Here is a 24,923-nt window from a genome sequence, read left to right as displayed (position 1 = left end):
GGCCATCGCACATCTCTCACCCCACCGCAGGAGAGCCACCGTGCCCCAGCACCGCACCCGTCTCCGTACCGCCGCGACCACCGTGGTGGCCGCCGCCACCGCGCTGCCCGTGCTGGCCCTGGCGCCCTCCGCGGCGGCGGAACCGGCCGAGGACGGGCCCGATTTGATCGTGTCGGAGTTGCAGACCACCGATCTGACCCTGGGCGAGGCCAACGCGGAGCAGGTGACGATCACCAACCGCGGCAAGGCGGCCGTGGACGGAGTCGTCTTCCGCACCCGGATAACCCGCGGCCTGGACTTCCCCGCCCACGAGGACGGCTGCACCTACACCACCGGCAAGGACAAGGTGCAGCAGGCCGTCTGCCACCTCGACCTACAGCTCGCCCCCGGCGCCCACACCAAGGTCCCGGTCCCCTTCAAGGTGCTGCCGAACGCCCTGCTGGAGACCGTCGAGTACGGCACCTCGGCGGACGGGAAGGAGCCGGGCGAGGGCTACGACGAGAGCTACCACCAGCTCCAGGCCAAGGCCGACAGCTCCGCCGACCTGGCCGCCGAGGGCGACCGCGCCAAGGGCGAGCCGGGGGACACCGTGCATGTCACCGCCGGGCACCGCAACGACGGTCCCGGCTGGGTGCACCTCGACGACAGCGACGACCAGCCCGCCGTACTGGTGACCATCCCCAAGGGCACCAAGGCCGTCGAAGTACCGAAGGAGTGCGCGCCGTTCGGCGTCGACGGGCCGAGCGGGCCGGGCGGCACCAAGGGCAAGCCCCGCTATGTGTGCTGGCCCGAGGACGCCACCTTCGACGTCGGCTCGGTGCACCGCTACACCTTCGGCCTGAAGATCAAGGCCGGGGCGACCACCTCCACCGGCAAGGTGAAGGCCACCTCGGTCTACGACATCCACCCCGAGTTCGACCCCAAGACCTCCAACGACACCGCCTCCCTCAAGGTCGAGGTCACCGGCGGCGGGGACGGCGAGCCGGGCGACACCACCGGCGGCGGGTCCGGCGGCAAGCCCCAGGGCGGCCATGGCGACGAGGTCACCGCCACACCCTCGGCCCCGGCCCCGGGCGTCGTGACCGGCGGGACCACCGGCGGCCACTCCCCCGCACCGTCCGGCGGCAAGCTGGCCTCCACCGGCTCCGGCAGCACCCCACTGCTGGCCGGTTCCGCGGCGGCCGCTCTGCTGGTCGGCGGGGCCGCGGTGGTGGTGGCACGCCGGCGCAGGTCGGGCAGTTCCTCCTGACATACGCGCTGAGGTACGCGCCGGGAAGCGGGCCGGGAATGCGGGCCGCTTCCCGGACGTTCGGTCCAGTGCGAACACGCACCCCTGAGCCGTGAAGGAGCACAACAGACATGCCGGGCACTGTGACGATGTACAGCACCACGTGGTGCGGCTACTGCCGCCGTCTGAAGGGCCAGATGGACCGCGAGGGCATCACGTACCAAGAGGTCAACATCGAGCAGGACCCGGAGTCCGCGGCCTTCGTGGAGAAGGCGAACGGGGGCAACCAGACCGTGCCGACCGTGCTCTTCCCCGACGGGTCCACGCTGACCAACCCGTCGCTGGCGCAGGTCAAGCAGAAGCTCGGCGCCTGACGCCCGCTGGTGCGTCAGCGTGCGGTGCGGGGCTTCGGCAGGGGCTCGCCGTACCAGAGCTCGATGAGGCGGGCCGCGATGGAGATGCCGTAGGGGGCGAGGACTTCACCGGAGGCGAAGGCGGCGGTCAGCTCCTCGCGGGAGAACCAGCGCGCCTCGGAGATCTCCTCCCCGTCCACGCTGATCTCGGCCGAGGAGGCGCGTGCCATGAAGCCCAGCATCAGGCTGGACGGGAACGGCCACGGCTGGCTCGCCACATACTCGACCTCGCCGATGACGACGCCCGCCTCCTCCCAGACCTCGCGCCGCACCGACTGCTCGATGGACTCACCCGGTTCGACAAAGCCCGCCAGCGTGGAGAAGCGCCCCTCGGGCCAGTGCACCTGCCGCCCGAGCAGCGCCCGGTCCCGGTCGTCGGTGACCAGCATGATCACCGCCGGGTCGGTCCGCGGATAGTGCTCGGCGCCGCAGGCGGGGCAGCGGCGGATATGGCCGGCGGCGGCGATGACGGTGCGTTCGCCGCAGCGTGAGCAGAAGCGGTGCAGGCGCTGCCAGTTCTCCAGGGCCACGGCGTGCACCATCAGGCCCGCGTCGCGCGGGGAGAGCAGCAGCCCCGCCTCACGCAGTCCGGCCGCGCGGGCCGACTGGTCCATCCGTCCGGGCAGCGAGTCCTTCTGCAGCGCGAAGTAGCTGATGCCCTCGTCGTCGGTGCCGAGGAAGTAGCGGTGCGCCTCGGTCAGCGGCGCGTCGAAGGACGCCGTGGTCACCAGTTCCGTACGGCCGTCCGCGGTCTGGTCGATGAGGACCTGGCCGCCGGACACCACGAAGACGCGGGTCGTGGGGTGGCTCCAGGCGGCGGCCAGCCAGGGCTCGTCCAGCCGGTGGTGCGCCGCGCGGTCTATGCCGCTGGGGGTGGCGAGGGAAAGCGGTCGGTCGGCGCTGCGGTCGGTCCAGGTGGTCACGGTTGCTTCCAACTCCCCCGGTGCGTCGGGTGTTCGGCGGGCCGGTGCGTGCTGGCGGCCGGTCCGGTGTGCCGTGTGGGCTGGGTCGGTCGGCGGTCAGCGCGCATCGTGCCAGGTCTCGCCCAGATCGCCCCAGAGGTGGGCGGCGGTCTCCACGCCCTTGAGGAGCAGGTCGAGTTCGACTTTCTCGTCGGGTGCGTGCCAGCCGTCGGAGGGCACCGAGATGCCCAGGAAGAGGACCGGCGCGGCGAGGACGTCCTGAAGGTCGGCGGCCGGTCCCGAACCGCCTTCGCGGGTGTACCGCACCGGCTGTTCGAAGGCCCGCTCCATGGCGCGTACCACGGAGCGCAGCGCCGGGTGGTCGAGCGGGGTGAGGCAGGGGCGGGTGGCGGCGCCGAAGGCCACTTCGGCTCGGACACCGGCGGGCAGCCGGCCGTCGATCCAGGCGCGGACGGCCTTCTCGACCTGGTCCGGGTCCTGCCCCGCGACCAGCCGGAAGGAGAGCTTCAGGATCGCCGAGGAGGGGACGACGGTCTTGCTGCCGGGGCCCTGGTAGCCGCCGCCCATGCCGTTGACCTCGGCGGTGGGGCGGGCCCAGACGCGCTCCAGGGTGGTGTATCCGGCCTCGCCCAGGGTGGCGTGCGATTGGGCGGTGCGCAGCCAGGCCGCCTCGTCGAAGGGCAGCTCGGCGAAGAACTGCCGCTCGCGTTCGGTGAGTTCGACCACACCGTCGTAGAAGCCGGGGACGGCGACCCGCCGCCGGTCGTCGTGGAGGGCTGCGACCAGGCGGGCCGCCTCGGTGACCGGATTGGGCACCGCGCCGCCGAAGGAACCGGAGTGGATGTCCTGGTCGGGTCCGTGCAGCCGGATCTCGCACTCGGCGAGGCCGCGCATCCCGGTGCAGACCGTGGGGGTGTCCTCGGACCACATCCCGGTGTCGGAGACGATGACCATGTCCGCGGCCAGCCGCCCGGCGTGCTCCTCGATCAGCGCGCGGAAGTGCGGCGAACCGGACTCCTCCTCGCCCTCGACCAGCAGCTTGAGGTGGACGGCGGGGGCGGTGCGGCCGGTCGCGGCGAGGTGGGCGCGGACCCCGAGGCTGTGGAAGAACACCTGCCCCTTGTCGTCTGCGGCGCCGCGCGCGTACAGCCTCCCGTCCGCGACGGTGGGCTCGAAGGGCTCGGTGTGCCAGCCGTCGGCACGGTCCGCGGGCTGCACGTCGTGGTGGCCGTAGACCAGGACCGTGGGGGCGGCGGGGTCGTCCGCGGGCCACTCGGCGAAGACGGTGGGGGCGCCGGGGGTCTCCCAGATCTCGGTGGTGGGGAAGCCGGTGGCGGCGAGCTTCCCGGCGAGCCACTCGGCGCTGCGCCGTACATCCGCGGCGTGCTCGGGCTGGGCCGAGACGGAGGGTATGCGCAGCCATTCCGCCAGATCGCCGAGGAAGGCGGCACGGTGCTCACGGACGTACGTACGGACGGCGCTGACGGCACTGTCAGCCCTGGCCCTGGGCTCGCTCATGCCGTCGAGCCTACGGCCTGCCGGGGCGGTCGGGATCCGCGGGGCGGAGCAGATGTTCCAGTTCGGCGCGGCCGGGGAGGGGGGCCGGGCGCACGATCCGGCCGGTACGGATATGGACGAAGGTGGCGATAACGGATTCCGGTGCGAGGCCGTGCAGTTCGGCCCAGGCCAGCCGGTAGACGGCCAGTTGGAGCGGATCGGCCTCGGGGCGGTGGCCGGTCTTCCAGTCGACGATCTCGTAGCGGGTGTCCGCGCCCTCGCCGTCCCGGTAGACGGCGTCGATCCGGCCGCGCACCACCCGCCCGGCGACGGCGAGTTGGAAGGGCTCCTCCACCCGGTACGGGGTGCGCCGGGCATACGGGGTGCGTTCGAAGGCGGCCTTCAGCTCGGCGAGGTCCTGCTCGTCGGCGATCTCCGCGTCCTCACCAGGGAGTTCCTCCGGCTCCAGCAGGGGCAGCCGCAGTTCCTCGAAGCGGGACTCCATCCAGGCGTGGAAGCGGGTGCCGCGGCGGGCGGCGGGCTGCGGTGGGCGCGGCATGGGGCGGGCGAGGTCGCGGGCCAGTCCGTCCGGGTCGGCGGCGAGCTGGAGGAGCTGGGTGGCGGTCAGCGAAGGCGGCAGCGGCACCTCGGTGACCGTCCGCCGGGCCCGCAGCAACTCCCCCGTCAGCGCGTCCAGATCACGGTCCCAGGAGGCCACGGTACGGGTCTCCTCCGGAGTGAGTACGGGCTCGGGGTCGACGGGCTCGGGCCCGGCCGGATCGGGCTCGGCGTCGAAGGGGATGCCGTCCTCGGGCGGTGGCGCGGGGTGGGGGACGGTGGGCCGTGCCCCGGCGGTGGGGCGCTCGCGCGGCAGGTCCTCCCAGGCGAGGTCGACGGCACCGGACTCGTCGCCGTAGGCGTCTTCCGGAGGCTCGTCCTCCGGCGGCGGGGGCCACTCCGGGTCCTGGTGGGAGGGTGCGGGGGCGGGCGGGCTGTCGAGGTGGGTGAGTACGCGGGCGGCGGCGCGGCGGCGGCGGGCCAGGGCCTCCTCGTCCAGGGGCAGCGGCCAGGCGTGCTCGGCGGCCGCGGTGTGCAGTGCGGGATTCTCCTCCTCGGCGGGCGGCTCCGCCCACACCTCGGTCTCGCCGTACCCCGCGGAGCAGTGCCGGTGGAGCGCGTGCAGGAAGTCGGACGGGCCGCGGGGCTTCTTCTGGGTGGGGCCCCACCAGTGGCCGGAGCCCAGCAGCAGGGTGCGGGGGCGGGTGAACGTGACGTATCCCAGGCGGAGTTCCTCGGTGTGCTGGTGCTGCTTCATCTCCTCGTGGAAGGCCTTCAGGCCCTTGGCGTCCCAGGCCGGCGGCCCGGGCAGGGTGGCCGCGTCCCCGCGCAGGGCGTGCGGCAGGACCTTGGCCTGCGCCGTCCACTTCTCCCGCCCGCGGCTGCTCGGAAAGGCCTCCGCGACGAGCCCCGGGACGGCGACCACATCCCACTCCAGGCCCTTCGCCTTGTGCGCGGTGAGCACCTTGACCGTGTTCTCCCCGCCGGGCAGCGCGTTGTCCAGGCCCTTCTCGTAACGGGACGCGGTGCGCAGGAAGCCGAGGAAGGCGAGGAGGGTGGCCTCGCCGTCGGAGGCGGCGAACGCGGCGGCCACATCGAGGAAGTTGGCCAGTGTCTCGCGGCGGCGGGCGGCCAGCGCCTGCGGGGACGCGGTCAGCTCCACCTCAAGTCCGGTGACCGCCAGCACCCGGTGCAGTACGTCCATCAGCGGATCGGCCAACGCGCGGCGCAGCTCGCGCAGTTCGGTGGCGAGCCGGGCGAAGCGGACCCGGGCGGCCGGGGAGAACGGCAGCCCGGCGGACGGGTCCCCGGGGGTGCGGCCGGTGGCGGCGTCCGCGGTGAAGGGGGACTCCAGGAAGGTGTCGAGGGCGTCGGCCAGGGAGGTCACCTCCGCCGGATCGACCCCCTCCACGGCCTCCGCCAGCCGCGTGTCCCGGTCGCCCTCCGGGGTCTGGCGGCTCACCAGCAGCCTGGCGAGACGGCCGAGCAGGGCCAGATCGCGGGGGCCGATCCGCCAGCGGGGGCCGGTGAGCAGCCGCACCAGCGAGGCGTTGGCCCCCGGATCCTGGAGGACCTCGCAGACGGCGACCAGATCGGCCACCTCCGGCAGATGCAGCAGCCCCGAGAGGCCCACCACCTCCACCGGCACCTCACGGGCCACCAGGGCGCCCTGGATCTCGGCGAAGTCCCCGGCGGTGCGGCAGAGTACGGCGATCTCGCCGGGGGGCGTACCGGTGTGCACCTGGTGGGCGATGCGGTCGGCGAGCCAGGCCAGTTCCTCGGCGTGCGTCGGGAGGAGTGCGCAGCGCACCGTCCCGTCCCGTTCCGCGCCGGGTGCCGGGCGCAGGGCCTCGACTCCGGCGTGCAGCGAACGCAGGGGTGCGGCAAGGGAGTTGGCGAGGTCCAGGAGGCGGCCGCCGCTGCGGCGGTTCTCGCTGAGGGCGTACCGGCGGGCCGGCTCGCCGTCCGCGTGGGCGAAGTGCTCCGGGAAGTCGTCCAGGTTGGCGACGGAGGCGCCGCGCCAGCCGTAGATGGCCTGGCACGGGTCGCCGACGGCGGTGACGGGATGGCCGGTGCCCTGCCCGAAGAGGCCGGCGAGCATGATCCGCTGGGCGACGGAGGTGTCCTGGTACTCGTCCAGGAGGACCACCCGGAACTCGTCCCGCAGCAGCGCGCCGACCTCGGGGCGGCGGGCGGCCAGGGTGGCGGAGAGGGCGATCTGGTCGCCGAAGTCCAGCAGGTCGCGGCCGCGTTTGGCGGTGCGGTACCGGCCGACCAGTTCGGTGAGCTGGAGTCGGGCGGCGGCCGTCTCGGGCACCCGGCGCAGCTCGGCGTTGCTGAGGCGGGCGGTGGCCAGCTCGGTGAGCAACTGCTCGTCGTAGGAGGTGAGTTGCTCCGGCTCGACCAGGTGCTCGGACAGCTCGCCGTCCAGGGTGAGGAGGTCGCTCACCAGGTCGGCGAAGGAGCGGGTGAGGGCCGGGTAGGGGCCGGGGGCCTCGCGCAGGACGCGGGCGGCGAGCTGGTAGCGGGTGGCGTCGGCGAGGAGGCGGGAGGTCGGCTCCAGGCCGAGCCGCAGCCCGTGGTCGGTGAGGAGCCGCCCGGCGAAGGCGTGGTAGGTGGAGATGACGGGCTCGCCGGGCGGATGGTCCGGGTCGAGCGCGTCCGGGTCGGTGATCCCGGCGCGGACCAGGGCCTTGCGGACGCGCTCCGCCAGCTCGGCGGCGGCCTTGTTGGTGAAGGTGAGGCCGAGTACCTGCTCGGGCGCGACCTGCCCGGAACCGACCAGCCACACCACCCGGGCCGCCATCACCGTCGTCTTGCCGGAACCGGCCCCGGCCACGATCACCTGCGGGGCGGGCGGCGCGATGATGCAGGCCGTCTGCTCCGGGGTGAAGGGGATGCCCAGCAACTCCTTGAGCTGCTCGGGGTCGGTCAGGTGTGGCGTCACGTCGACCGAGGTTAACGGGGCACTATGACAACGGGGGTGGGGGCGTTGGGGCGGGCGGCGCCGCGGCTCCGTTCGGTCGACTCACTGGCCTCACTCGATGACATGGCGGCCCTCCGCGCGGGCGGTGCAGGAGGCGGTGAAGGCGCAGTGGGTGCAGTGCTGGCCCGCGCTCGGGGTGAAGCGCTCGTCCAGGACCTTTCCCACGGCCTTGGCGAGCAGCCCGCCCACCCAGTCGCCGTCCCCGGCCTCCCCGTCACCCGTCGCGTCGGCGGCCGGCGGCTCCTGGGTCTGCACCCTGGGCAGGTCCTCGCCGCCGTCCTTCGCGGTGGCGCCCTGCCGCAGTTGGACCAGCTCCGCGCCGCCCGGCTCGGGCCGCTCGCCGCCGAAGACCTCGTCCACGGCGCCGTGCCCCACCGCCAACTGGTAGACGGCGAGCTGCGGATGGCGGGCGACCTCGGCCCGGGTCGGCGCCTGTTTGCCGGTCTTGAAGTCGACCACATAGGCGCGGCCCGCCCGGTCCCGCTCCACCCGGTCCATCGAGCCGCGGATCCGCACATCCACCTCGCCCGCGTTCAACGTCACATCGAAGGCGTGCTCCCCGGCGACCGGGGTGCGGCCGGACCGGTCCCGTACATGCCAGTGCAGAAAGCGCTCCAGGGCGGCGCGGGCGTTCTCCTTCTCCTGGACGGACTTCCACGGGGCGTCAAACGCCAGCGCGTCCCACACCGAGTCCAGCCGCTCCATCAGCACGTCCAGATCGGCGGGGGTGTCACCGGAGGCGACCTCGTCGGCGAGCACATGCACCACATTGCCGAAGCCCTGGGCGGCGGTGGCGGGCGCGTCGGCCTTCACCTCACGGCTGAGGAACCACTGGAGGGCGCAGGTGTTGGCCAGTTGGTCCAGGGCGCTCCCGGAGAGCACCACCGGCTGGTCCCGATCCCGCAGCGGCACCCGGTTGTCCGTCGGATCGTCCATGCCCCACCAGCGGTACGGGTGCGCGGCGGGCACCAGGGGGCGGCCCTCGCCGTCGTCCAGGGCGGCGAGCCGGGCCAGGCGCAGCGCGGCCGCCTCCCGCAGCGGCGCGGAGACCCGGGGATCGACGGTGGTGGACCGCAGTTCCGCCACCAGCGCCGCGACGGACAGCGGCCGGCGCGGGCGCCCGGTGATGTCCTTCGGTTCCACGCCGAGTTCGGTGAGGAAGCGGGACGGCTGGTCGCCGTCGTCGGCGGGGGCCTTGACCGCGGTGACGACCAGGCGTTCACGGGCGCGGGTGGCAGCCACGTAGAAGAGGCGGCGCTCCTCGGCGAGCAGGGCGCCGGGGCCGAGGGGCTGGGCGAGGCCGTCCCGGCCGATCCGGTCCGCCTCCAGCAGCGAACCGCGGCGGCGCAGATCGGGCCAGACCCCCTCCTGCACTCCGGTGACGACGACCAGCCGCCACTGGAGGCCCTTGGCGCGGTGTGCGGTCATCAGGCGGACCGCGTCGGGGCGGACGGTGCGCCGGGTGAGGGTGTCGGCGGCGATGTCCTGCGCCTCGACCTCGCTGAGGAAGTTGAGCGCGCCGCGCCCCCCGGTCCGTGCCTCGGCGCGGGCCGCGGTGGCGAAGAGGGCGCAGAGGGCGTCGAGATCGCGGTCGGCGCTGCGGCCCGCGGCGCCGCCGCGGCGGGCGGTGCGTTCCAGCCGGCGCGGCCAGGACGTGCCGCTCCACAGCTCCCAGAGGGCTTCCTCGGCGGTGCCCCCGGCGGCCAGCCGTTCCCGGGCGGTGCGCAGCAGTTCGGCGAGGCGGCGGGCGCCGCGGGCGTAGGACGGGTCGTGGGCCACCAGGCGTTCCGGTTCGGCGAGGGCGCGGGCGAGCAGGACGTCGGAGGGCGGGGGTGCCGGATCGCCCGCGGCGCGTTCCTCGTCGCGCAGGGCGCGCCCGAGTCGGCGCAGGTCGGCGGCGTCCAGTCCGGCGAGCGGCGAGCCGAGCAGGGTGAGCGCGGTCTCGGTGTCGATCCCGGGGCCGTCCTCGCCACCGCTCGCCGGTTCCCGAGCCGCCGCCTCGGCGACCACCCGCAGGGCCGTCAGCAGGGGGGCGACGGCCGGTTCATGGCGCAGCGGCAGATCGTTGCCGTCCAGCTCCAGGGGCACCCCGGCCGCGGTCAGCGCGCGACGCATCGCGGGCAGCGAGCGGGCCCCGGCGCGGGTGAGGACGGCTATCTCGCCCCAGGGCACCCCGTCCTCCAGATGGGCCCGGCGCACCAGATCGGCGATGTTGTCCAGCTCCGCCCCGGCGGTCGGGTACGTGTACACCTCGACGCGGCCCCCGTCGTCCACCGCGGCCGGCTCCCGGTGGGCGCGGACCAGGGCGGCGGGCAGCCGTGGCACCGGCATCCGCCGGGTGAGCAGCCGGGTCGCCGCCAGCAGCCCCGCCCCGCTGCGGCGCGCGGTCCGCAGCACATGCACCGGCGCCGGCCCGCCGTCGGTACGGGGGAAGGTGTCGGGGAAGTCGAGGATGCCGTTCACATCGGCGCCGCGGAACGTGTAGATGGACTGGTCCGGATCACCGAAGGCGTACAGGGTGCGGCCCTGTCCGGCGAGCGCGTGCAGCAGCCGCACCTGGGCGGGGTCGGTGTCCTGGTACTCGTCGACGAAGACGGCGTCATAGCGCCCGGCCAGGTCGGCCGCGGTGGCCGGACTCCCCGCGAGCCGCACCGCCCGCTGCACCAACTCCGCGTAGTCCAGGACCCCTTGGAGGTCGAGTACGTCCAGGTACTCGGCGAGGAAGTCGGCGGCCGCGGACCAGTCGGGGCGGCCGGTGCGGGCGGCGAAGGCGCCGAGTGCGTCCGGGCCGAGCCCCAGTTCCCGGCTGCGGGCGAGCACGGCGCGCACCTCGTCGGCGAAGCCCCGGGTGGTGAGGCAGGCGCGCAGTTCGTCGGGCCAGCGCACATGCCGCAGCCCGGCCCGCTCCAGGTCGATCTGCCCGGCCAGCAACTCGCGTACGGCGACGTCCTGTTCGGGTCCGGAGAGCAGGCGGAGCGGCTCGCGGAAGCGGTCGGCCTCCTGGTGGGCGCGGACCAGGGCGTAGCTGAAGGAGTGGAAGGTGGTGGCGCGGGGGGCGTGGGCGGCGCCGATGCGCAGCGCCATCCGGTCCCGCAGGGCGACGGCGGCGCGGCGGCTGAAGGTGAGGACCAGGATCCGCTCCGGCGGGGTGCCGCGGGCGATGCGGGCGGCGACGGCCTCCACCAGCGTGGTGGTCTTGCCGGTGCCGGGCCCGGCGAGGACCAGCAGCGGTCCGCCGGTGTGGTCAACCACGCCGCGCTGGGCTGCGTCAAGACGAGGGGGCTCCACCGGCGCCGGCTCCGTCAGCACCAGCCGGTACGCGTCCGGGCTCCCCCGCCGCACACGCTGGTGCGGCGGGTGCCGGTCAGTGGAAGGGGAGCTCACGTGGATCGCCGGTCCTGGTGGGTGTGCGGTACATGCCGTTCGATGGGGTCACGGGCCGCGGCGGGTGCCGTGGCCCGGTCGGCCGGTGCGGGCGCCCGGGGAACGGGGTGACGGGATGAGTGGGATGAACGGGACGGGTGGGACGCCTGCCGTGCACGCTACGCGGCGGGCCGCCCGCCCCGTACGCCGTCCCCCGTACGGGCCATTCCGCCCGCTCCGGTTCACGGGGCGGCGGAGGCCGTCAGGGGTGGTCCTCCGGAGTGTGCGGTCCGCCGTCCCAGCGGGCGCGGCGCAGATCGAGCCGGGGGACATGGCCGGCGGTGGCGCGGCCGGCCTCACGCAGCGGGGTGCCCTCGTCCCGGTAGTGCCGCAGGGCGCGCAGCTCGTGGCCGGGCAGCAGCACCCCGTCCGCACGCACCACCCGCCACCAGGGCACCGCGCCGCCGTACAGCGCCATCACCCGGCCGACCTGGCGCGGACCGCCCTCCTCCAGCCACTCCGCCACATCCCCGTAGGTCATCACGCGGCCCGGCGGGATCAGCTCGGCGACGTCCAGGACGCGCTCCGCGTACGCGGGCAGCGCCGGGGGTCCGGTGTCGTCCGGGGGCGGTCCGGGGTGGCCGGAAGGCTCCGGCCGGCTCTGCTCGCTCATCCGCCCCATCCTGCCGCACGCCTCGGACACCGTGACCCGGTGCCGATCGCGCCGGGCCCCCCGCGATGCGGCACACTGTGGGACCCCGCATTGCACCCTGATGCCCCACTGCTCCGGTGGGCCATGCCACCATCGTGCGGGCGGTGACTGGTGATACGAGATCAAGACGACGCGACCGAGCAGCAGGGCGTGCACTCCGGGCAGGAGACCGGCACGTCCGGCGGTGCGGCGCGCCCGCCCGCGCCCGACGGCGGCACTGAGCCGCCCGCCCCGCCGCCCTCCGGGGCGACCCGGTCCGACGCCGCGGGCGACGGGGACGGTTCCGACGGCGCCCATGTGGAAGAGGTCGAGGTCGACGAGCCGCTGCTGCCGGCCCGGGTGCACCGCCCCTCGGACCTGATGCGGCTGCTGGTGGGCCTGCTGGCGATCGCGGTGCTGCTCGCCGTGGCGGCCTTCGCGCACGGCACCACCTCGGGGCTCGAACAGGACATCAACAAGGGCACCGGCCAGGCCCCCGACCTGCTGATCAAGTTCGCCGGCCTGGCCTCCAGCATCGCGGTGCTGCTGGTGCCGGTGGCCTTCGCCATCGAGCGGCTGATCAAACGGGACGGGCTGCGGATCGCGGACGGTGTGCTGGCCGCGGTCCTGGCCCACGGCGTGACGCTCGCCACCGACCTGTGGGTGTCGAAGGGCGCCCCCTCGTCCATCCAGGAGGCCCTCACCCAGCCCTCCCCCGGCGACATCCACGTCCTGACCGATCCGGTGCACGGCTATCTCGCCCCGGTCATCGCCTATATGACGGCGGTCGGGATGTCCCGCAGACCGCGCTGGCGGGTCGTGCTGTGGGTGGTGCTGCTGCTGGACGCCTTCGCCATGCTCGTCGCCGGCTACACCACGCCGTTCTCCATCGCCCTCACCGTCCTCATCGGCTGGACCGTCGCGTACGGCACGGTGTACGCGGTCGGCTCGCCCAATGTGCGGCCCACCGGGCAGACGCTGCTGGCGGGGCTGCGGCGGGTCGGCTTCCGTCCGGTGAGCGCCCGCGCGGCCCGGCCGGAGGCGCAGCCGGGCGGCGCGGAGGCGGCGGATGCCGCGGAGCGCGGCCGCCGCTACTTCGTGACCCTGGAGGACGGGCCGCCGCTGGATGTCACCGTCGTCGACCGCGAGCAGCAGGCGCAGGGCTTCTTCTACCGGGTGTGGCGGCGGCTCACCCTGCGCTCCTTCACCACCCGCCGCAGCCTCCAGACCCTGCGCCAGGCCCTGGAACAGGAGGCCCTGCTGGCGTACGCGGCGATCGCGGCCGGCGCCAACGCCCCCAAGCTGATCGCCACTTCGGAGCTGGGCCCGGACGCGGTGATGCTGGTCTACGAGCACACCGGCGGCCGCACCCTGGACTCGCTGCCGGACGAGGAGATCACCGACGCCCTGCTGGACGGCACCTGGCGGCAGGTGCGCGCGCTCCAGTCGCGGCGGATCGCGCACCGGCGGCTGGCGGGTGACGCGATCCTGGTGGACCGTTCCGGTTCGGTGATCCTCACCGATCTCAGCGGCGGCGAGATCGCCGCGGGCGATCTGATCCTGCGGATGGACATCGCGCAACTGCTGACCACGCTGGGGCTGCGGGTCGGCGCGGAGCGGGCGGTCGCCTCGGCGCTCGCGGTGCTCGGCACGGACGTGGTGGCGGACTGCCTGCCGCTGCTGCAACCGCTGGCGCTGACCCGCTCGACCCGGGCGACGCTGCGGCGTCTCGCGCGCGAGCGGTCCGAGCGGGAGCGGGAGGCGGTACTCGAAGCGTCCCGGCAGGCGAAGCTGGCCCGGCTCGCGGAGGCCGAGGAGGGCGCCCGGGAGCAGGGCGGCGGCGCGAGCCGGGTACCCGTCGACAAACTCGACAAGAAGACGCTGCGCGCCGAGAAGCAGGCGGAGAAGCGGGCGATCGACGAGGCGGTGGAGGGCGCCCGGGAGGAGGACCTGCTCAGCCAGATCCGCCACCAGGTGCTGCTGATCCGGCCGCAGGCCCCGGTGGAACCGGCCCGGCTGGAACGGATCAGGCCGCGGACCCTGGTGAGCTTCATGGCCGGGGCGATCGGCGCGTACTTCCTGCTCACCCAGCTCACCCATATCGAGTTCGGCACCCTCTTCCGGCAGGCGCACTGGGGCTGGGTGGCGATGGCGGTGCTGTTCTCCGCGCTCAGCTATGTGGCGGCGGCGATGAGCCTGCTGGGTTTCGTACCGGAGCGGGTGCCGTTCCCGCGGACGGTGGCGGCGCAGGTCGCGGGCTCGTTCGTGAAGATCGTGGCGCCGGCGGCGGTCGGCGGGGTGGCGCTCAACACGCGGTTCCTGCAACGGGCCGGGGTACGGCCGGGGCTCGCGGTGGCCAGTGTCGGCGCCTCGCAGCTCTTCGGGCTCGGCGCGCACATCCTGATGCTGCTGACCTTCGGCTATCTCACCGGCACCGAGAAGACCCCGTCGCTGTCGCCGTCCCGGACGGTCATCGCCGGGCTGCTGACGGTGGCGGTGCTGGTGCTGGTGGTGACGTCCATCCCGTTCCTGCGGAAATTCGTGGTGACGCGGGTGCGGTCGCTGTTCGCCGGGGTGGTGCCGCGGATGCTGGACGTGCTCCAGCGCCCGCAGAAGCTGATCACCGGTATCGGCGGGATGCTGCTGCTGACGGCGACCTTCGTGATGTGCCTGGACGCGTCGATCCGGGCCTTCGGCGGTGACAAGGCGTCCCTCAGCATCGCCAGCGTCGCGGTGGTGTTCCTCGCCGGCAACGCACTGGGTTCGGCGGCGCCGACTCCGGGCGGGGTGGGCGCCGTGGAGGCGACGCTGACGGTCGGCCTGATCGCGGTGGGGCTGCCGAAGGAGGTCGCGGCGCCCGCCGTGCTGCTGTACCGGCTGCTGACACTGTGGCTTCCGGTACTGCCGGGCTGGCTGGCCTTCAACCACCTGACCCGCAAGGGAGCCCTGTAGGCCTGGCAGGCCTGGTAGCCGCAGGACCGCCCCGCGGCTGCGGCGGCCGGTCGCTCACCCGCACGGACGCCGCCCCGCGCGCGGGCCGAGAGCCACGCCCGCAGGATGGGTGACATGCCCTATCCGTACCGGTTCCGCCCCTGTGTTCTGCTCGCCGCCACCGCTCTGCTCGCCTCCGCCACCGCGGCCTGCGGCGGTTCGGACGACACGGCGGTCAAGGACCTGCCCAGTCAGAAGCTCGACTGGAAGGACTGCGGCGCCCCCTCGGAATCGGAAGGCGGTGGCGGCGCCCCGTCCCCGCTGCCGGGCGGCGCCAAGTGGCAGTGCGCCACCATGAAGGCGCCCCTCGACTGGTCGAAACCCAAGGGCGACACCATCGGCCTGGCCCTGATCCGGGCCCGCGCCAGTGGCCCCGCGGACCGCCGCATCGGCTCCCTCGTCTTCAACTTCGGCGGCCCCGGCGGCTCCGGCGTGACCACCCTGCCCGCCTTCGGCAAGGAGTACACGGCCCTGCGCACCCGCTACGACCTGGTGAGCTTCGACCCGCGCGGAGTGGGCCGCAGCGACGGCGTCCGCTGCAAGGACGACCAGCAGCTCGACGACTACTTCCAGCAGGACGCCACCCCCGACGACACGGCCGAGCAGAAGCAACTGGTGCAGAACACCCGCGGCTTCAACCAGGCCTGCGAGAAGAACTCCGGCCGCGTCCTCCCCCATGTCTCCACCACCGACGCGGCCCGCGACATGGACCTGATGCGCCAGGTCCTCGGCGACCGGCAGCTCCACTACTTCGGCATCTCCTACGGCACCGAACTCGGCGGCGTCTACGCCCACCTCTTCCCCAAGAACGTGGGCCGGGCCGTCTTCGACGGAGTGGTCGACCCCACCCAGGACCCGGAGCAGAGCGCTCTCGGCCAGACCAAGGGCTTCCAACTGGCGCTGGACAACTACGCCAAGGACTGCGTCGCCAAGGCAGGCGGCTGCCCCGTCGGCAACAGCGAGCAGGACGTGCAGAACCGCGTCGCCGCCCTGCTGAAGAAGCTGGACCAGAAGCCCCTGCCGGGCCTCTTCCCCCGCGACCTCACCCAGACCGCGGCCACCAACGGCATCGCCCAGTCCCTCTACTCCAAGGACTTCTGGCCCTACCTCACCGAAGGCCTCCAGCAGGCGTACAAGGGCGACGGCCGGATCCTGATGGCGCTCTCCGACTCGATGAACGGACGCAACCAGGACGGCCACTACAGCAATATCCAGGCCGCCAACGTCGCCATCAACTGCGCGGACGCCAAAGCCCGTTACACCGCCGCCGACGTACGGGCCCGCTTGCCCGAGTTCCGCAAGGCCTCACCTCTCTTCGGGGACTATCTGGCATGGGGGATGCTGAGCTGCACGGACTGGCCGGTGCCCGGGGCGAGCGAGCATCCCGATGTGAGCGCCCCCGGCTCCGCACCCATCCTGGTCGTCGGCAACACCGGCGACCCCGCCACCCCGTACCAGGGCGCCCGGCGGATGGCCCAGGCCCTGGGCAGCGGAGTGGGCGTCGAACTCACCTACCGGGGGCAGGGGCACGGCGCCTACGACAGCGGCGACAAGTGCGTACGGGGCGCGGTGGACGGCTATCTGCTGAACGGGAAGGTACCCCAGTCGGGAACGGTGTGCCCGAAATCCACAGCCCCCTGAGCCTCCGCCCCGCTCACTCCCCGAACTGACACTTGTCGTACCGGCACTTGTCATATCGCGTGGTCAGGGCTGTGGACAACGAACGGGGTGGGCCATGGCCGCTTCCCTACGATGACGACGTCGTCCTCCACCCGGGAGGACTTGGGGGGTGGTCTCGATGGCGGTCTCGGTGATGTTCTCGACGGTGGTCTCAGGGCGTCGGATGCGTTGGGCGGGGGCGGTGCTCGCGGTGCTGCTGCTGGTCGCGGGCTGCGGCTCGGGCGGTACGTCGGGCGCAGGCAGGGACAGCGGGCCGCCCGGTTCCGGCGCCCCTTCGCAGCGCGCCTCCCCCACCGGCTCCGCACCACCGGCCGGCAAGAACCCGGACGGTCTGCCCCAGACGCTGACCGGCCAGCACCCCGCCTGGGGCCGCTGCGGCAAGAACGCCGACGGGGAGCGGCCCCCGGCCCCCTGGCAGTGCGCCACCCTCAAGGTCCCCCTCGACTACGCGCACCCCGGCGGCCGGACCTTCGACGTCGCCCTGATCCGCGCCCGCACCACCGGCAAGGGCCCACGGATCGGCTCCCTGGTGTTCAACTTCGGCGGTCCCGGCGGCTCCGGCGTCGACCTGCTCCCGTCCTTCGCCGACCAGTACACCGCCCTCCGCGGCCGCTACGACCTGGTGAGCTTCGACCCCCGCGGCGTGGGCGCCAGCGAAGGCATCCGCTGCCTCGGCGACGCACAACTCCGCGAGGCGGAACGCCTCGACCTCACCCCGGACAACCGCTCCGAACGCACCGCCTACTTCCGCTACTCCGCCGAGTTCGCCCGCGGCTGCGCCAAGAACGCCGGGGGCCTGCTGCCGCACCTGTCCACCGAGGACACCGCCCGGGACCTGGACCTGATCCGCCAGGTCCTCGGCGACCGCCGGCTCCACTACTTCGGCATCTCCTACGGCACCCAACTCGGCGGCGTCTACGCCCACCTCTTCCCCGAGCGCACCGGCCGCCTCCTGCTGGACGCGGTGGTCGATCCCACCCAGGACGGCGTGGGCCACGCCCGGGGCCAGGCCCGCGGCTTCCAGCGCGCCCTGGACGACTACCTCGCCTCCACCGATCAGGACCCGGCGCGCGGCACCCGGAAGATCGCCGCACTGCTGCACCGGCTCGACTCCCACCCGCTGCCCGCCGCCGACGGCCGCCGGCTCACCGAGTCCCTGGCCGTCACCGGCATCACCGCGACCCTCTACTCCAAGCGGAGCTGGCCCCTGCTCACCCGGGCCCTGACCGCCGCCGCACACGACGACGGCCGCCCCCTGCTGCGCCTCGCCGACCTGTACAACGACCGTGATCCCTCGGGCAGTTACGGCACCGAGAGCCACTCCCAACGGGCCATATCCTGCCGCGACGACGCCCAGCGGCCCACGCCAGGCCAGGCCGAGCGGCGGCTCGGGGAGTTCCGCCGGGTCTCACCGGTCTTCGGGGAGTTCCTCGCCTGGGACACCGCCGGCTGGTGCCACTCCTGGCCGGTACCGGGCCTGCACCGGACACCCGAGGTCAGCGCCCCGGGCGCCGCACCCCTCCTGGTCGTCGGCAACACCGGCGACCCGGCCACCCCGTACGAAGGGGCCCGGCGGATGGCGGACGAGTTGGGCGACGGGGTGGGTGTCCTGCTCACGTGGAAAGGAGAGGGCCATGGTGCCTACGGCGGCGGCAGTCGCTGCGTGGACGGCGCGGTCGACGCCTATCTGCTGCGCGGCACTGTGCCGAAGGACGGCACCATCTGTTCCTGACCGGGTCCGTGCCCGGCTGCGGATCGGTGGGAGCCCGCTCCGGATCCTCTGGGCAGTGAGGTGTCAGTCGAAGACGGCGGCGATGAAGGAGAGGACGAGGTAGAGGAGGATGCTCGACAGTGGAATGGCGAGAGCGATGAGCAAGCCGACGCCACCGCCGATCCAGGTGAGCCTGCGGCCCGTCCGCGCGTCGTCACCACCTGGTTTCATGCCCCCAGCCTGCCAGACACCGCCGTTCCCGCCGGATGCGGCCCGGGACGTCCGACGAGGGCGGCGGTCGGACACCACACGCAGAAGGCGGGCTGCGGCCCAACACCGCAGCCCGCCAAGGGGGTTGATCAGTAGATCGGCTTCTCCGGCTCGATCTGGTTGACCCAGCCGATGACGCCGCCGCCGACATGGACCGCGTCCGCGAAGCCCGCGGACTTGAGGACCGCCAGGACTTCCGCACTGCGGACACCCGTCTTGCAGTTCAAGACGATCTTCTTGTCCTGCGGCAGCGAACCGAGGGCGGAGCCCATGATGAACTCGTTCTTCGGGATCAGCTTGGCGCCCGGAATGGAGACGATCTCGAACTCGTTCGGCTCGCGGACATCGATCAGCTCGATGTTCTCGCCGTCGTCGATCCACTCCTTGAGCTGCTTGGGAGTGATGGTCGAGCCGGCCGCCGCCTCCTGCGCCTCCTCGGAGACGACACCGCAGAAGGCCTCGTAGTCGATCAGCTCGGTGACGGTCGGGTTCTCGCCGCAGACCGCGCAGTTCGGGTCCTTGCGGACCTTGACCTGGCGGTACTGCATCTCCAGGGCGTCGTAGATCATCAGACGGCCGAGCAGCGGGTCGCCGATGCCGGCCAGCAGCTTGATCGCCTCGTTGACCTGGATCGAGCCGACGGAGGCGCAGAGCACGCCCAGCACACCGCCCTCAGAGCAGGAGGGGACCATTCCGGGGGGCGGGGGCTCCGGGTAGAGGCAGCGGTAGCACGGGCCGTGCTCGGCCCAGAAGACGGAGGCCTGCCCGTCGAAGCGGTAGATGGAGCCCCAGACGTACGGCTTGTTCAGCAGCACACAGGCGTCGTTGACCAGGTAGCGGGTGGCGAAGTTGTCCGTCCCGTCCACGATCAGGTCGTACTGGCTGAACATTTCCATCACATTGCTGGAGTCCAGCCGCTCCTGGTGGAGGACGACCTCGGTCAGCGGGTTGATGCCCTTGACCGTGTCACGGGCCGACTCGGCCTTGGGCCGGCCGATGTCCGACTGACTGTGGATGACCTGGCGCTGCAGATTCGACTCGTCGACCTCGTCGAACTCCACGATGCCGAGCGTGCCGACACCGGCGGCGGCCAGGTACATCAGGGCCGGGGCACCGAGACCGCCGGCGCCCACACAGAGCACCTTGGCGTTCTTCAGCCGCTTCTGCCCGTCCATGCCCACATCGGGGATGATCAGGTGGCGGGAGTACCTGCGGACCTCGTCTACGGTGAGCTCGGATGCGGGCTCAACCAGGGGTGGCAGCGACACGGGGACTCCGTTGGTCGGTATATCGGAAGGGTCGTTCTTGCCGTAACACTGCCACGCCCTTCTTCATTCCGAGACACGTGGTCCGATACGCGAGACGATTTCATCCCAGTACCCGGGCATCCCCTCCCAGGCGCCGGCCCCGCACCCCGGATCCGTCCGATCCGTGAACCAGATCGTGGACGCGCCCTGCCAGCGGGCGATTCTCAGCGCCTCCTCCAGATGACTGCGCGGCACCCCGTGGACCAGGTGGCAGAAGCGGGCGGCCGGATAGTCCGCGGTCCACTGCGGCACCTGCGACCAGCGGTATTCGCTCCACGGCCCGGCGAAGGTGATCAGTTGGTCCCCGGTCTCCGCGTAACCGGGATAGGGGTGCCCGCCATGGCCGAGGACGAGGTGCGCGCCCGGCAGCATCGCCCGCAGCGTGGAGGTGATCCGGCGCACCTGCGGCAGGTCGATGCGCTCGGTGGGGCACCGGTCGAGCAGAAAGCCGCCGACCCGGTACCAGTCCAGATAGCGGTGGGCGTCCGACACCAGCTCGCCGAAGTCCCGCGTACCGTAACGGAGTTCGAGGCGGCCGAGTACGGTCGCCCCGCTCTGGGTGAGCCGGCCCGAGGCGTCCAGGCAGCGGGGGTCGGGGCGGGAGCCCGGGCCGCCCGACACATCGAGCGCCACCCAGTGCAGCGGGGTGTGCGGGCGGGTCAGCCCGGCCCACTCGGCGGGCGCAAGCAGCGGGTGCGCAAGGCCGGGCACCCCGATGCCCAGCCCGGTGCTGGTGCCCGCGCCGCTCTGCGTACTGCAGGTCAGATGCGACATGCCGCCTCCATCCAGATGTCCGCCAGGGACTCCTCCAGACTGATCCGGGGGCGCCAGCCGAGCCGGTCGCGAGCGGTGCGCACATCGGCCTGCTGCCAACTGCCGCACCCGTCGGGGTACGGGAACGCGGCGGGCACCGGGTGGTCGTGCTCGCCGCGAGGGTGCCCGATGGTGCTCCGCAACGGGTGTGCGGGGCCGTCGAGTTCATGCAGGGCACCGCCGTAGCCGGCGACTCTGGCCAGTACCGCGGCGGCATCGCGCAGCCGCACGGCCCGGCCGGAGCCGATGTTGACGACACCCTGCGCGGCGGACAGGGAGGCGGCGTGCACGGCCCGCGCGATGTCGCGTACATCGACGAAGTCGCGCTGCACTCCGAGCCCGCCGAGCTTGAGTTCGCTGTCGCCGGACTGCATGGCCCGGCGCATCGCCTCGGCGAGCCGCCCTAGCGGGGAGCCGGCCGGGGTGCCGGGCCCGGCCGGGGAGAACACCCGCAGCACCACGGCGTCCAGGCCGGAGCCGAGGACCAGTTCGGTGGCGGCGAGCTTGCTCACGCCGTAGGGGCCGCCGGGACGCGGCACCGCGTCCTCCGCGGTGGAGGAGCCGTGCTGGCTCGGGCCGTACTCGGCGCCGCAGCCGATCTGCACCAGCCGGGCGCTGCATCCGCTGCGGCGCAGCGCCTCGCAGACGGTGGCGACGGCGACGGTGTTGTGCCGGGTCAGTTCACGGGCGCCGCCCCGGGTGGCGCCGGCGCAGTTGATCACCACGCCGGGGTGTACGGCGTCCAGGAAACGGGTGAGCGCCCCGGGGCTGCCGGTGGCGAGGTCGAACCGTACGTCGGCGTCATCGCCGCGGCCCAGTGCGGTGAGTTGGACGGCGGGGTCGGCGAGCAGCCGGTCGGCCACGAACCGGCCGAGGTATCCGCCGGCTCCGATCAGCAGCACCCTCATGCGGCACCTCCGACAGTGGAGCGGGGGGTGAGGGTCTGGGTCATCGTGCGTTCTCCTTCGAGCGGTTGCAGCGTTCTGCGGGGAGGGCGGGTCGCTCCGGTGCCGGGTGCGGCCGGGGCGCGCGACAGCGGCGGTGTTTCGGGTTCCGGAGACTTCGCCGGGCTGCGGTCGGGGTCGGTGGGCTCCGGCTGGGTGGGCCGGGTTCTCGGGGGTGCTTCGGCGGGGTCGGCCGGTTCTCGGCTTCGCGGCTTCTGGGCTTCTGGCTGTGGGGATTCGGGGCTTTTGCGTCGAACGGCGGCGGCCGCTGCGGTCCTGGGGGCCGTCGGGGCGGGCGCCGGTCCGGATGGCATGGGCGGGCCGATCGTCGTCAGGTGGGCTCCGGGCGGCCGGGTGCATGGGCGGAGGCCCGGGTCAGTACGCGCGCCGCATGGAGCAGGAGGACCAGGGCCGCCCCGCCGCAGGCAAGTGACTGCACCACCCCAGGACCGCCGAGGTCGACGGCCTGCACCACGGGCACCCCGAACGGTTCGCAGCCGGGCAGCCAGGAGATGAACACCGTGGCCAGAGCGGCCGTTTCGGCACAGGCGGCGGCGCCCAGCATCACGGCCGGCGCATGGGTGAAGCCGTACACCGTGAGCAGTCTGCCGAGCAGCAGCAGGGCGCCCAGGCAGCCCGGTCCGAGGAGCGCGGAGTCTTCGCCGAGCACGGTGTGCGCGCCCCACAACAGGGCGGCGAGCGCCGCCAGATACAGCGCGAGCGAGCCCAGCAGCAGCGGCCGGGCGAACGTGGCGAACTCGGTCAGCCCTCTGCTGCCGCGCACCGCACGACCCGCGCGGGCGGCGAAGAACCGGCTGACGCAGGCCGCGGGCAGCACCGCGCAGACGAGGGCGAGCAGCGGCGCGGTGGCCACCGGCCAGCGTCCGTCGGGCCCACCGGACACCGCCTCGTGCAGCAGTCCGTCGCCGACCGCCGCATAGGCCACCAGGAGGCAGCCCCAGCTCCGGGTGGTGCGGCGGGCGCGGCCACGGAGCGGGCCGTGGCGCAGCGCGAGGCGCAGTGCCATGGCGGTGGCGGCCAACCCGACTGCTGCGGCGGCGAGTTGGGCCCGGCCCTCGGTGAGCCGGATCGCGGCCAGGGTGAGGGCTCCGGCCAGGCCCGGCAGCAGTGCGACGCACCACCAGCCGGTGTGGCCCGGCGCGGGTGCGGGGGCGGGCGTTCCGGCCGCCCCTGGGTCGTGGGCGGAGCGGGCGTACATCTCCTCGGCGAGCGAGAAGACATCGCGGTGCCGGAAGCGGGCGGCGGCGCGATCGGTGATCCCGTGCGCCTCCAGCCCGGCGGCGATCTCCAGCGGATCGACGGCCCGTTCACACAGGTCGCGGTGGCGGTGCAGCAACGCCTTGACCGGGTCGGCGCTACCACGTCGGGCGGGCGGCACAACGGGGGCGGGCAATCCGGCCGCCCCGGGATCGGCGTCGGCGTCGGGCACCGTCGCGTCGGAGGCGGTCGAGACGGAAGCCGTCACCTCGGTGGCAGCCGAGTCGGAGGCGGTCGTATCGGAAGCCGTCGCCTCGGAGGCCCGACCGGCCGAAGTACCGGCGTCGGGAGCCCCACCGCCCGAAGCCCCACCGCCCGAGGTGCCACCGCCGGCCCCACCGGCCCCAGAAGTGTCGTCCGTCGCTGCCTCCGTGGTCATCGGATCGCCTCGGCCGGTTCGGGTGCGGGTTGCGCGGTCCAGGAGGGGAGGGCGGGTTCGGGTCGCCAGGGCACCGGGAGTCGGGCTTCGGCGGGGAGGGCGAAGGGCTGGGCGGGCTCGATCGGGCGGGCCGGGGAGTGGGAGACCAGGTCCAGGTAAATGCCGTGAAATGCCATGACGTTCTGCTCGACGGTGAAGAGTTCGAGGGCTCGGGCGCGGGCGGCGGCGCCCAGCAGTCCGCGGCGCCCGGGGTCGCGCAGCAGGGAGAGGCAGGCCTCGGCCAGCGCCTTGGGGTTGCGGGGCGGGACGACCAGACCGGTGCCGCCGATGACTTCGACCACGGCCCCGGCGTCGGTGGACACGGTGGCGCGGCCGCAGAACATCGCGTCGACCAGGCCGGTGGGGAAGCCCTCGATGACGCTGGAGAGCACCACCACTCCCGCCCCGGCGTACACCTCGGCGAGGTCCGGCGCCTCGGGACCGCCCAGCTCCTCGAAGGAGACCGGGTTCGCGCCGATGCTGTGCCGGCCGTCGGCCTCGTCGGGGAAGAGCTGCGCGGCGAGCGCCCGGCACTGGGCGGGATAGCCGTCCGCCTCGGCCGGGCCGCCGGCGGTTCCGGTACCGCAGCCGGACTGTGCCCCGGGCTCCGGGTCACCGCCGGAGTCCCGCGGATCGGGGAGGGCGATGATCCGGAGCCGGGCGGTGCTCTCGGCCCGGCGGATCTCGGCGAAGGCGTGCAGCAGGCAGACCAGGTCCTTCGCGGGCTCGATCCGCCCCACCCAGACCAGGGTGCCCGGCTCGCCCCCGTCGCCGCTCTCCCCCACCTCCGCGAAGGGCGCCGCGTCCTGCCCGGGGTGGACGGTGCGCAGTGTGGCGCGGTCGGCGCCGCAGTGCTCCTGCCAGCGCCGGGTCTGCGCGTTGCCGGAGGTGATCACGTCGGCCCGGCGGTAGGTCTCGGCTGCGAGCAGCCCGTGGAAGGCGCCGAGCAGTGCCCGTACCGGAGCGGCCCCGGGCGTCTCGTGCCGCGCCTGCGGAGCCGGTTCGGGCCGCTGCCCCTCGGGTCGGTGGTCCGGGCCGAACTCCAGGTGGTGGGCGCGGAGTTGGGCTCCGTACTCGGTGAGGAGGAGGGGGGTGCCGAAGAAGTGGCGGGCGATCAGGCCGGCGAGGGCGGCGGGGCCGCCGGTGGTGGCGTGCGCCACATCCACCCGGCCGAGGCCCTCGTCGTACCAGTCCAGGGCCAGCGGGCGCAGGGCGCGTTCCAGCCGGTCGGCGACGGTGAGCAGATCGGTGACGCGGGCGGCGCGTACCGGGAGGGGGGCGCCGGGGCTGCGGCCGGCCCGTTCCAGGGCGCGGACCGCGGGCTCGGAGCGGAACAGGGCGCCGGGCGGCCCGAGTTCACGGGCCAGCTCGGCCAGTGCGTACAGAGCGTTGCTGAAACGGTCCGCCTGGGGGCTGGACCGGGTCGGCTCGATCGGGCCGGGCCCGGGGCGCGGGGCGCAGAGGGCTTCGGCGAGTTCCGTGTACGCGTCGGTGAAGCGGCGGCGGCCGCGGCGGCGGTAGCCCGCGTTCTCCTCGGCCGGGGTCCACAGCGGGGCGGTGTGCACGGCGCGGACCTGCGCGGGCAGCGGGCACGGCCGGGCGACCTCCCGGCGCGCGTCCCGGTCGAGCGCGTAGACCGTGAACTCGTGCTGCTCCAGCCCGCGCACCAGTCGGTCGCACCAGAGCCCGGTCGCACCGTCCGCATACGGAGGACCACCCTCCGCGAGGAGTCCGATCCGCACGAGCACACCCCCGTTCTCCCGTTGGGTGAGCCGCCGGCGCTCCGGCGGCTCGCAGCGGGACGAAGGTATGCAGGCGGGGCGGTGGCGCGACGGACGGTTGTCCATCGCAC

16 protein-coding genes are annotated in these 24,923 nt (G+C 73.7%); 5 read left to right on the top strand and 11 right to left on the bottom strand.

The features are described from left to right. Positions 1–40 precede the first annotated feature (40 nt). Together ACFVST_RS06090 and ACFVST_RS06085 are read left to right on the top strand one after the other, a co-directional pair. Positions 41–1,249: an LAETG motif-containing sortase-dependent surface protein gene (locus ACFVST_RS06090; RefSeq protein ID WP_390147327.1), complete on the top strand. Its 1,209-nt coding sequence runs from the start codon at positions 41–43 to the stop codon at positions 1,247–1,249. A 110-nt stretch (positions 1,250–1,359) separates the two neighbouring features. Beyond that, on the top strand, positions 1,360–1,602 hold the full coding sequence (locus ACFVST_RS06085; protein WP_390147325.1) for a mycoredoxin: 243 nt from the start codon (positions 1,360–1,362) through the stop codon (positions 1,600–1,602). Between the two features lie 14 nt (positions 1,603–1,616). Here the strand turns inward: ACFVST_RS06085 and nudC are convergent, their stop codons facing one another. The 5 genes from nudC to ACFVST_RS06060 all read right to left on the bottom strand — a co-directional run bounded on the left by nudC (position 1,617) and on the right by ACFVST_RS06060 (position 11,641). Continuing rightward, positions 1,617–2,564, bottom strand: coding sequence for an NAD(+) diphosphatase (nudC, locus tag ACFVST_RS06080; RefSeq protein WP_390147323.1), 948 nt, complete (start codon positions 2,562–2,564; stop codon positions 1,617–1,619). Positions 2,565–2,660: 96 nt separating this feature from the next. Then, a complete protein-coding gene (locus ACFVST_RS06075; RefSeq protein WP_390147321.1) occupies positions 2,661–4,082 on the bottom strand; it encodes a dipeptidase in 1,422 nt (473 codons plus the stop codon). Positions 4,083–4,092: 10 nt separating this feature from the next. Next, the gene (locus ACFVST_RS06070; protein ID WP_390147319.1) at positions 4,093–7,566 is read right to left on the bottom strand and encodes a UvrD-helicase domain-containing protein; all 3,474 of its coding nucleotides are present in this window, start codon (positions 7,564–7,566) and stop codon (positions 4,093–4,095) included. A 90-nt stretch (positions 7,567–7,656) separates the two neighbouring features. Further along, entirely contained in the window at positions 7,657–10,989 is a 3,333-nt protein-coding gene (locus ACFVST_RS06065) for an ATP-dependent helicase (protein WP_390147318.1), read from the bottom strand. A 241-nt stretch (positions 10,990–11,230) separates the two neighbouring features. Next, entirely contained in the window at positions 11,231–11,641 is a 411-nt protein-coding gene (locus ACFVST_RS06060; protein WP_390147316.1) for an MGMT family protein, read from the bottom strand. A gap of 150 nt (positions 11,642–11,791) precedes the next feature. Here ACFVST_RS06060 and ACFVST_RS06055 point away from each other — a divergent pair, with 150 nt between their 5' ends. From ACFVST_RS06055 to ACFVST_RS06045, 3 genes are all read left to right on the top strand, one after another. Then, the gene (locus ACFVST_RS06055) at positions 11,792–14,611 is read left to right on the top strand and encodes a YbhN family protein (protein WP_390147314.1); all 2,820 of its coding nucleotides are present in this window, start codon (positions 11,792–11,794) and stop codon (positions 14,609–14,611) included. Positions 14,612–14,725: 114 nt separating this feature from the next. After that, positions 14,726–16,291 (top strand): alpha/beta hydrolase, encoded by a 1,566-nt coding sequence (locus tag ACFVST_RS06050; RefSeq protein ID WP_390147312.1) that lies wholly within the window; start codon positions 14,726–14,728, stop codon positions 16,289–16,291. Positions 16,292–16,448: 157 nt separating this feature from the next. Next, on the top strand, positions 16,449–18,062 hold the full coding sequence (locus tag ACFVST_RS06045) for an alpha/beta hydrolase (RefSeq protein ID WP_390147451.1): 1,614 nt from the start codon (positions 16,449–16,451) through the stop codon (positions 18,060–18,062). 63 nt (positions 18,063–18,125) lie between these two features. On the opposite strand, the gene ACFVST_RS06040 is transcribed toward ACFVST_RS06045, so the two are convergent. The 6 genes from ACFVST_RS06040 to ACFVST_RS06015 all read right to left on the bottom strand — a co-directional run bounded on the left by ACFVST_RS06040 (position 18,126) and on the right by ACFVST_RS06015 (position 24,813). Further along, complete coding sequence (locus tag ACFVST_RS06040) at positions 18,126–18,272, bottom strand: hypothetical protein (RefSeq protein WP_390147310.1); 147 nt, start codon at positions 18,270–18,272, stop codon at positions 18,126–18,128. A 128-nt stretch (positions 18,273–18,400) separates the two neighbouring features. Then, complete coding sequence (moeZ, locus tag ACFVST_RS06035; RefSeq protein ID WP_390147308.1) at positions 18,401–19,579, bottom strand: adenylyltransferase/sulfurtransferase MoeZ; 1,179 nt, start codon at positions 19,577–19,579, stop codon at positions 18,401–18,403. A gap of 63 nt (positions 19,580–19,642) precedes the next feature. Continuing rightward, positions 19,643–20,392, bottom strand: a complete 750-nt coding sequence (locus ACFVST_RS06030; RefSeq protein WP_390147306.1) for a spherulation-specific family 4 protein — start codon at positions 20,390–20,392, stop codon at positions 19,643–19,645. Further along, positions 20,380–21,339, bottom strand: a complete 960-nt coding sequence (locus ACFVST_RS06025) for an NAD-dependent epimerase/dehydratase family protein (protein WP_390147304.1) — start codon at positions 21,337–21,339, stop codon at positions 20,380–20,382. The genes ACFVST_RS06030 and ACFVST_RS06025 overlap by 13 nt, the downstream gene beginning before the upstream one ends. Before the next feature lie 367 nt (positions 21,340–21,706). Then, complete coding sequence (locus ACFVST_RS06020) at positions 21,707–23,032, bottom strand: hypothetical protein (RefSeq protein WP_390147302.1); 1,326 nt, start codon at positions 23,030–23,032, stop codon at positions 21,707–21,709. Beyond that, positions 23,029–24,813: a DUF3492 domain-containing protein gene (locus tag ACFVST_RS06015; RefSeq protein ID WP_390147449.1), complete on the bottom strand. Its 1,785-nt coding sequence runs from the start codon at positions 24,811–24,813 to the stop codon at positions 23,029–23,031. The genes ACFVST_RS06020 and ACFVST_RS06015 overlap by 4 nt, the downstream gene beginning before the upstream one ends. Between the last annotated feature and the right edge of the window lie 110 nt (positions 24,814–24,923).

Origin of the sequence: Streptomyces sp. NPDC058045 (genome assembly GCF_042885635.1) — a bacterium.
GTDB lineage: Bacteria > Actinomycetota > Actinomycetes > Streptomycetales > Streptomycetaceae > Streptomyces.
This window is presented reverse-complemented; position numbering and strand designations above follow the sequence as displayed.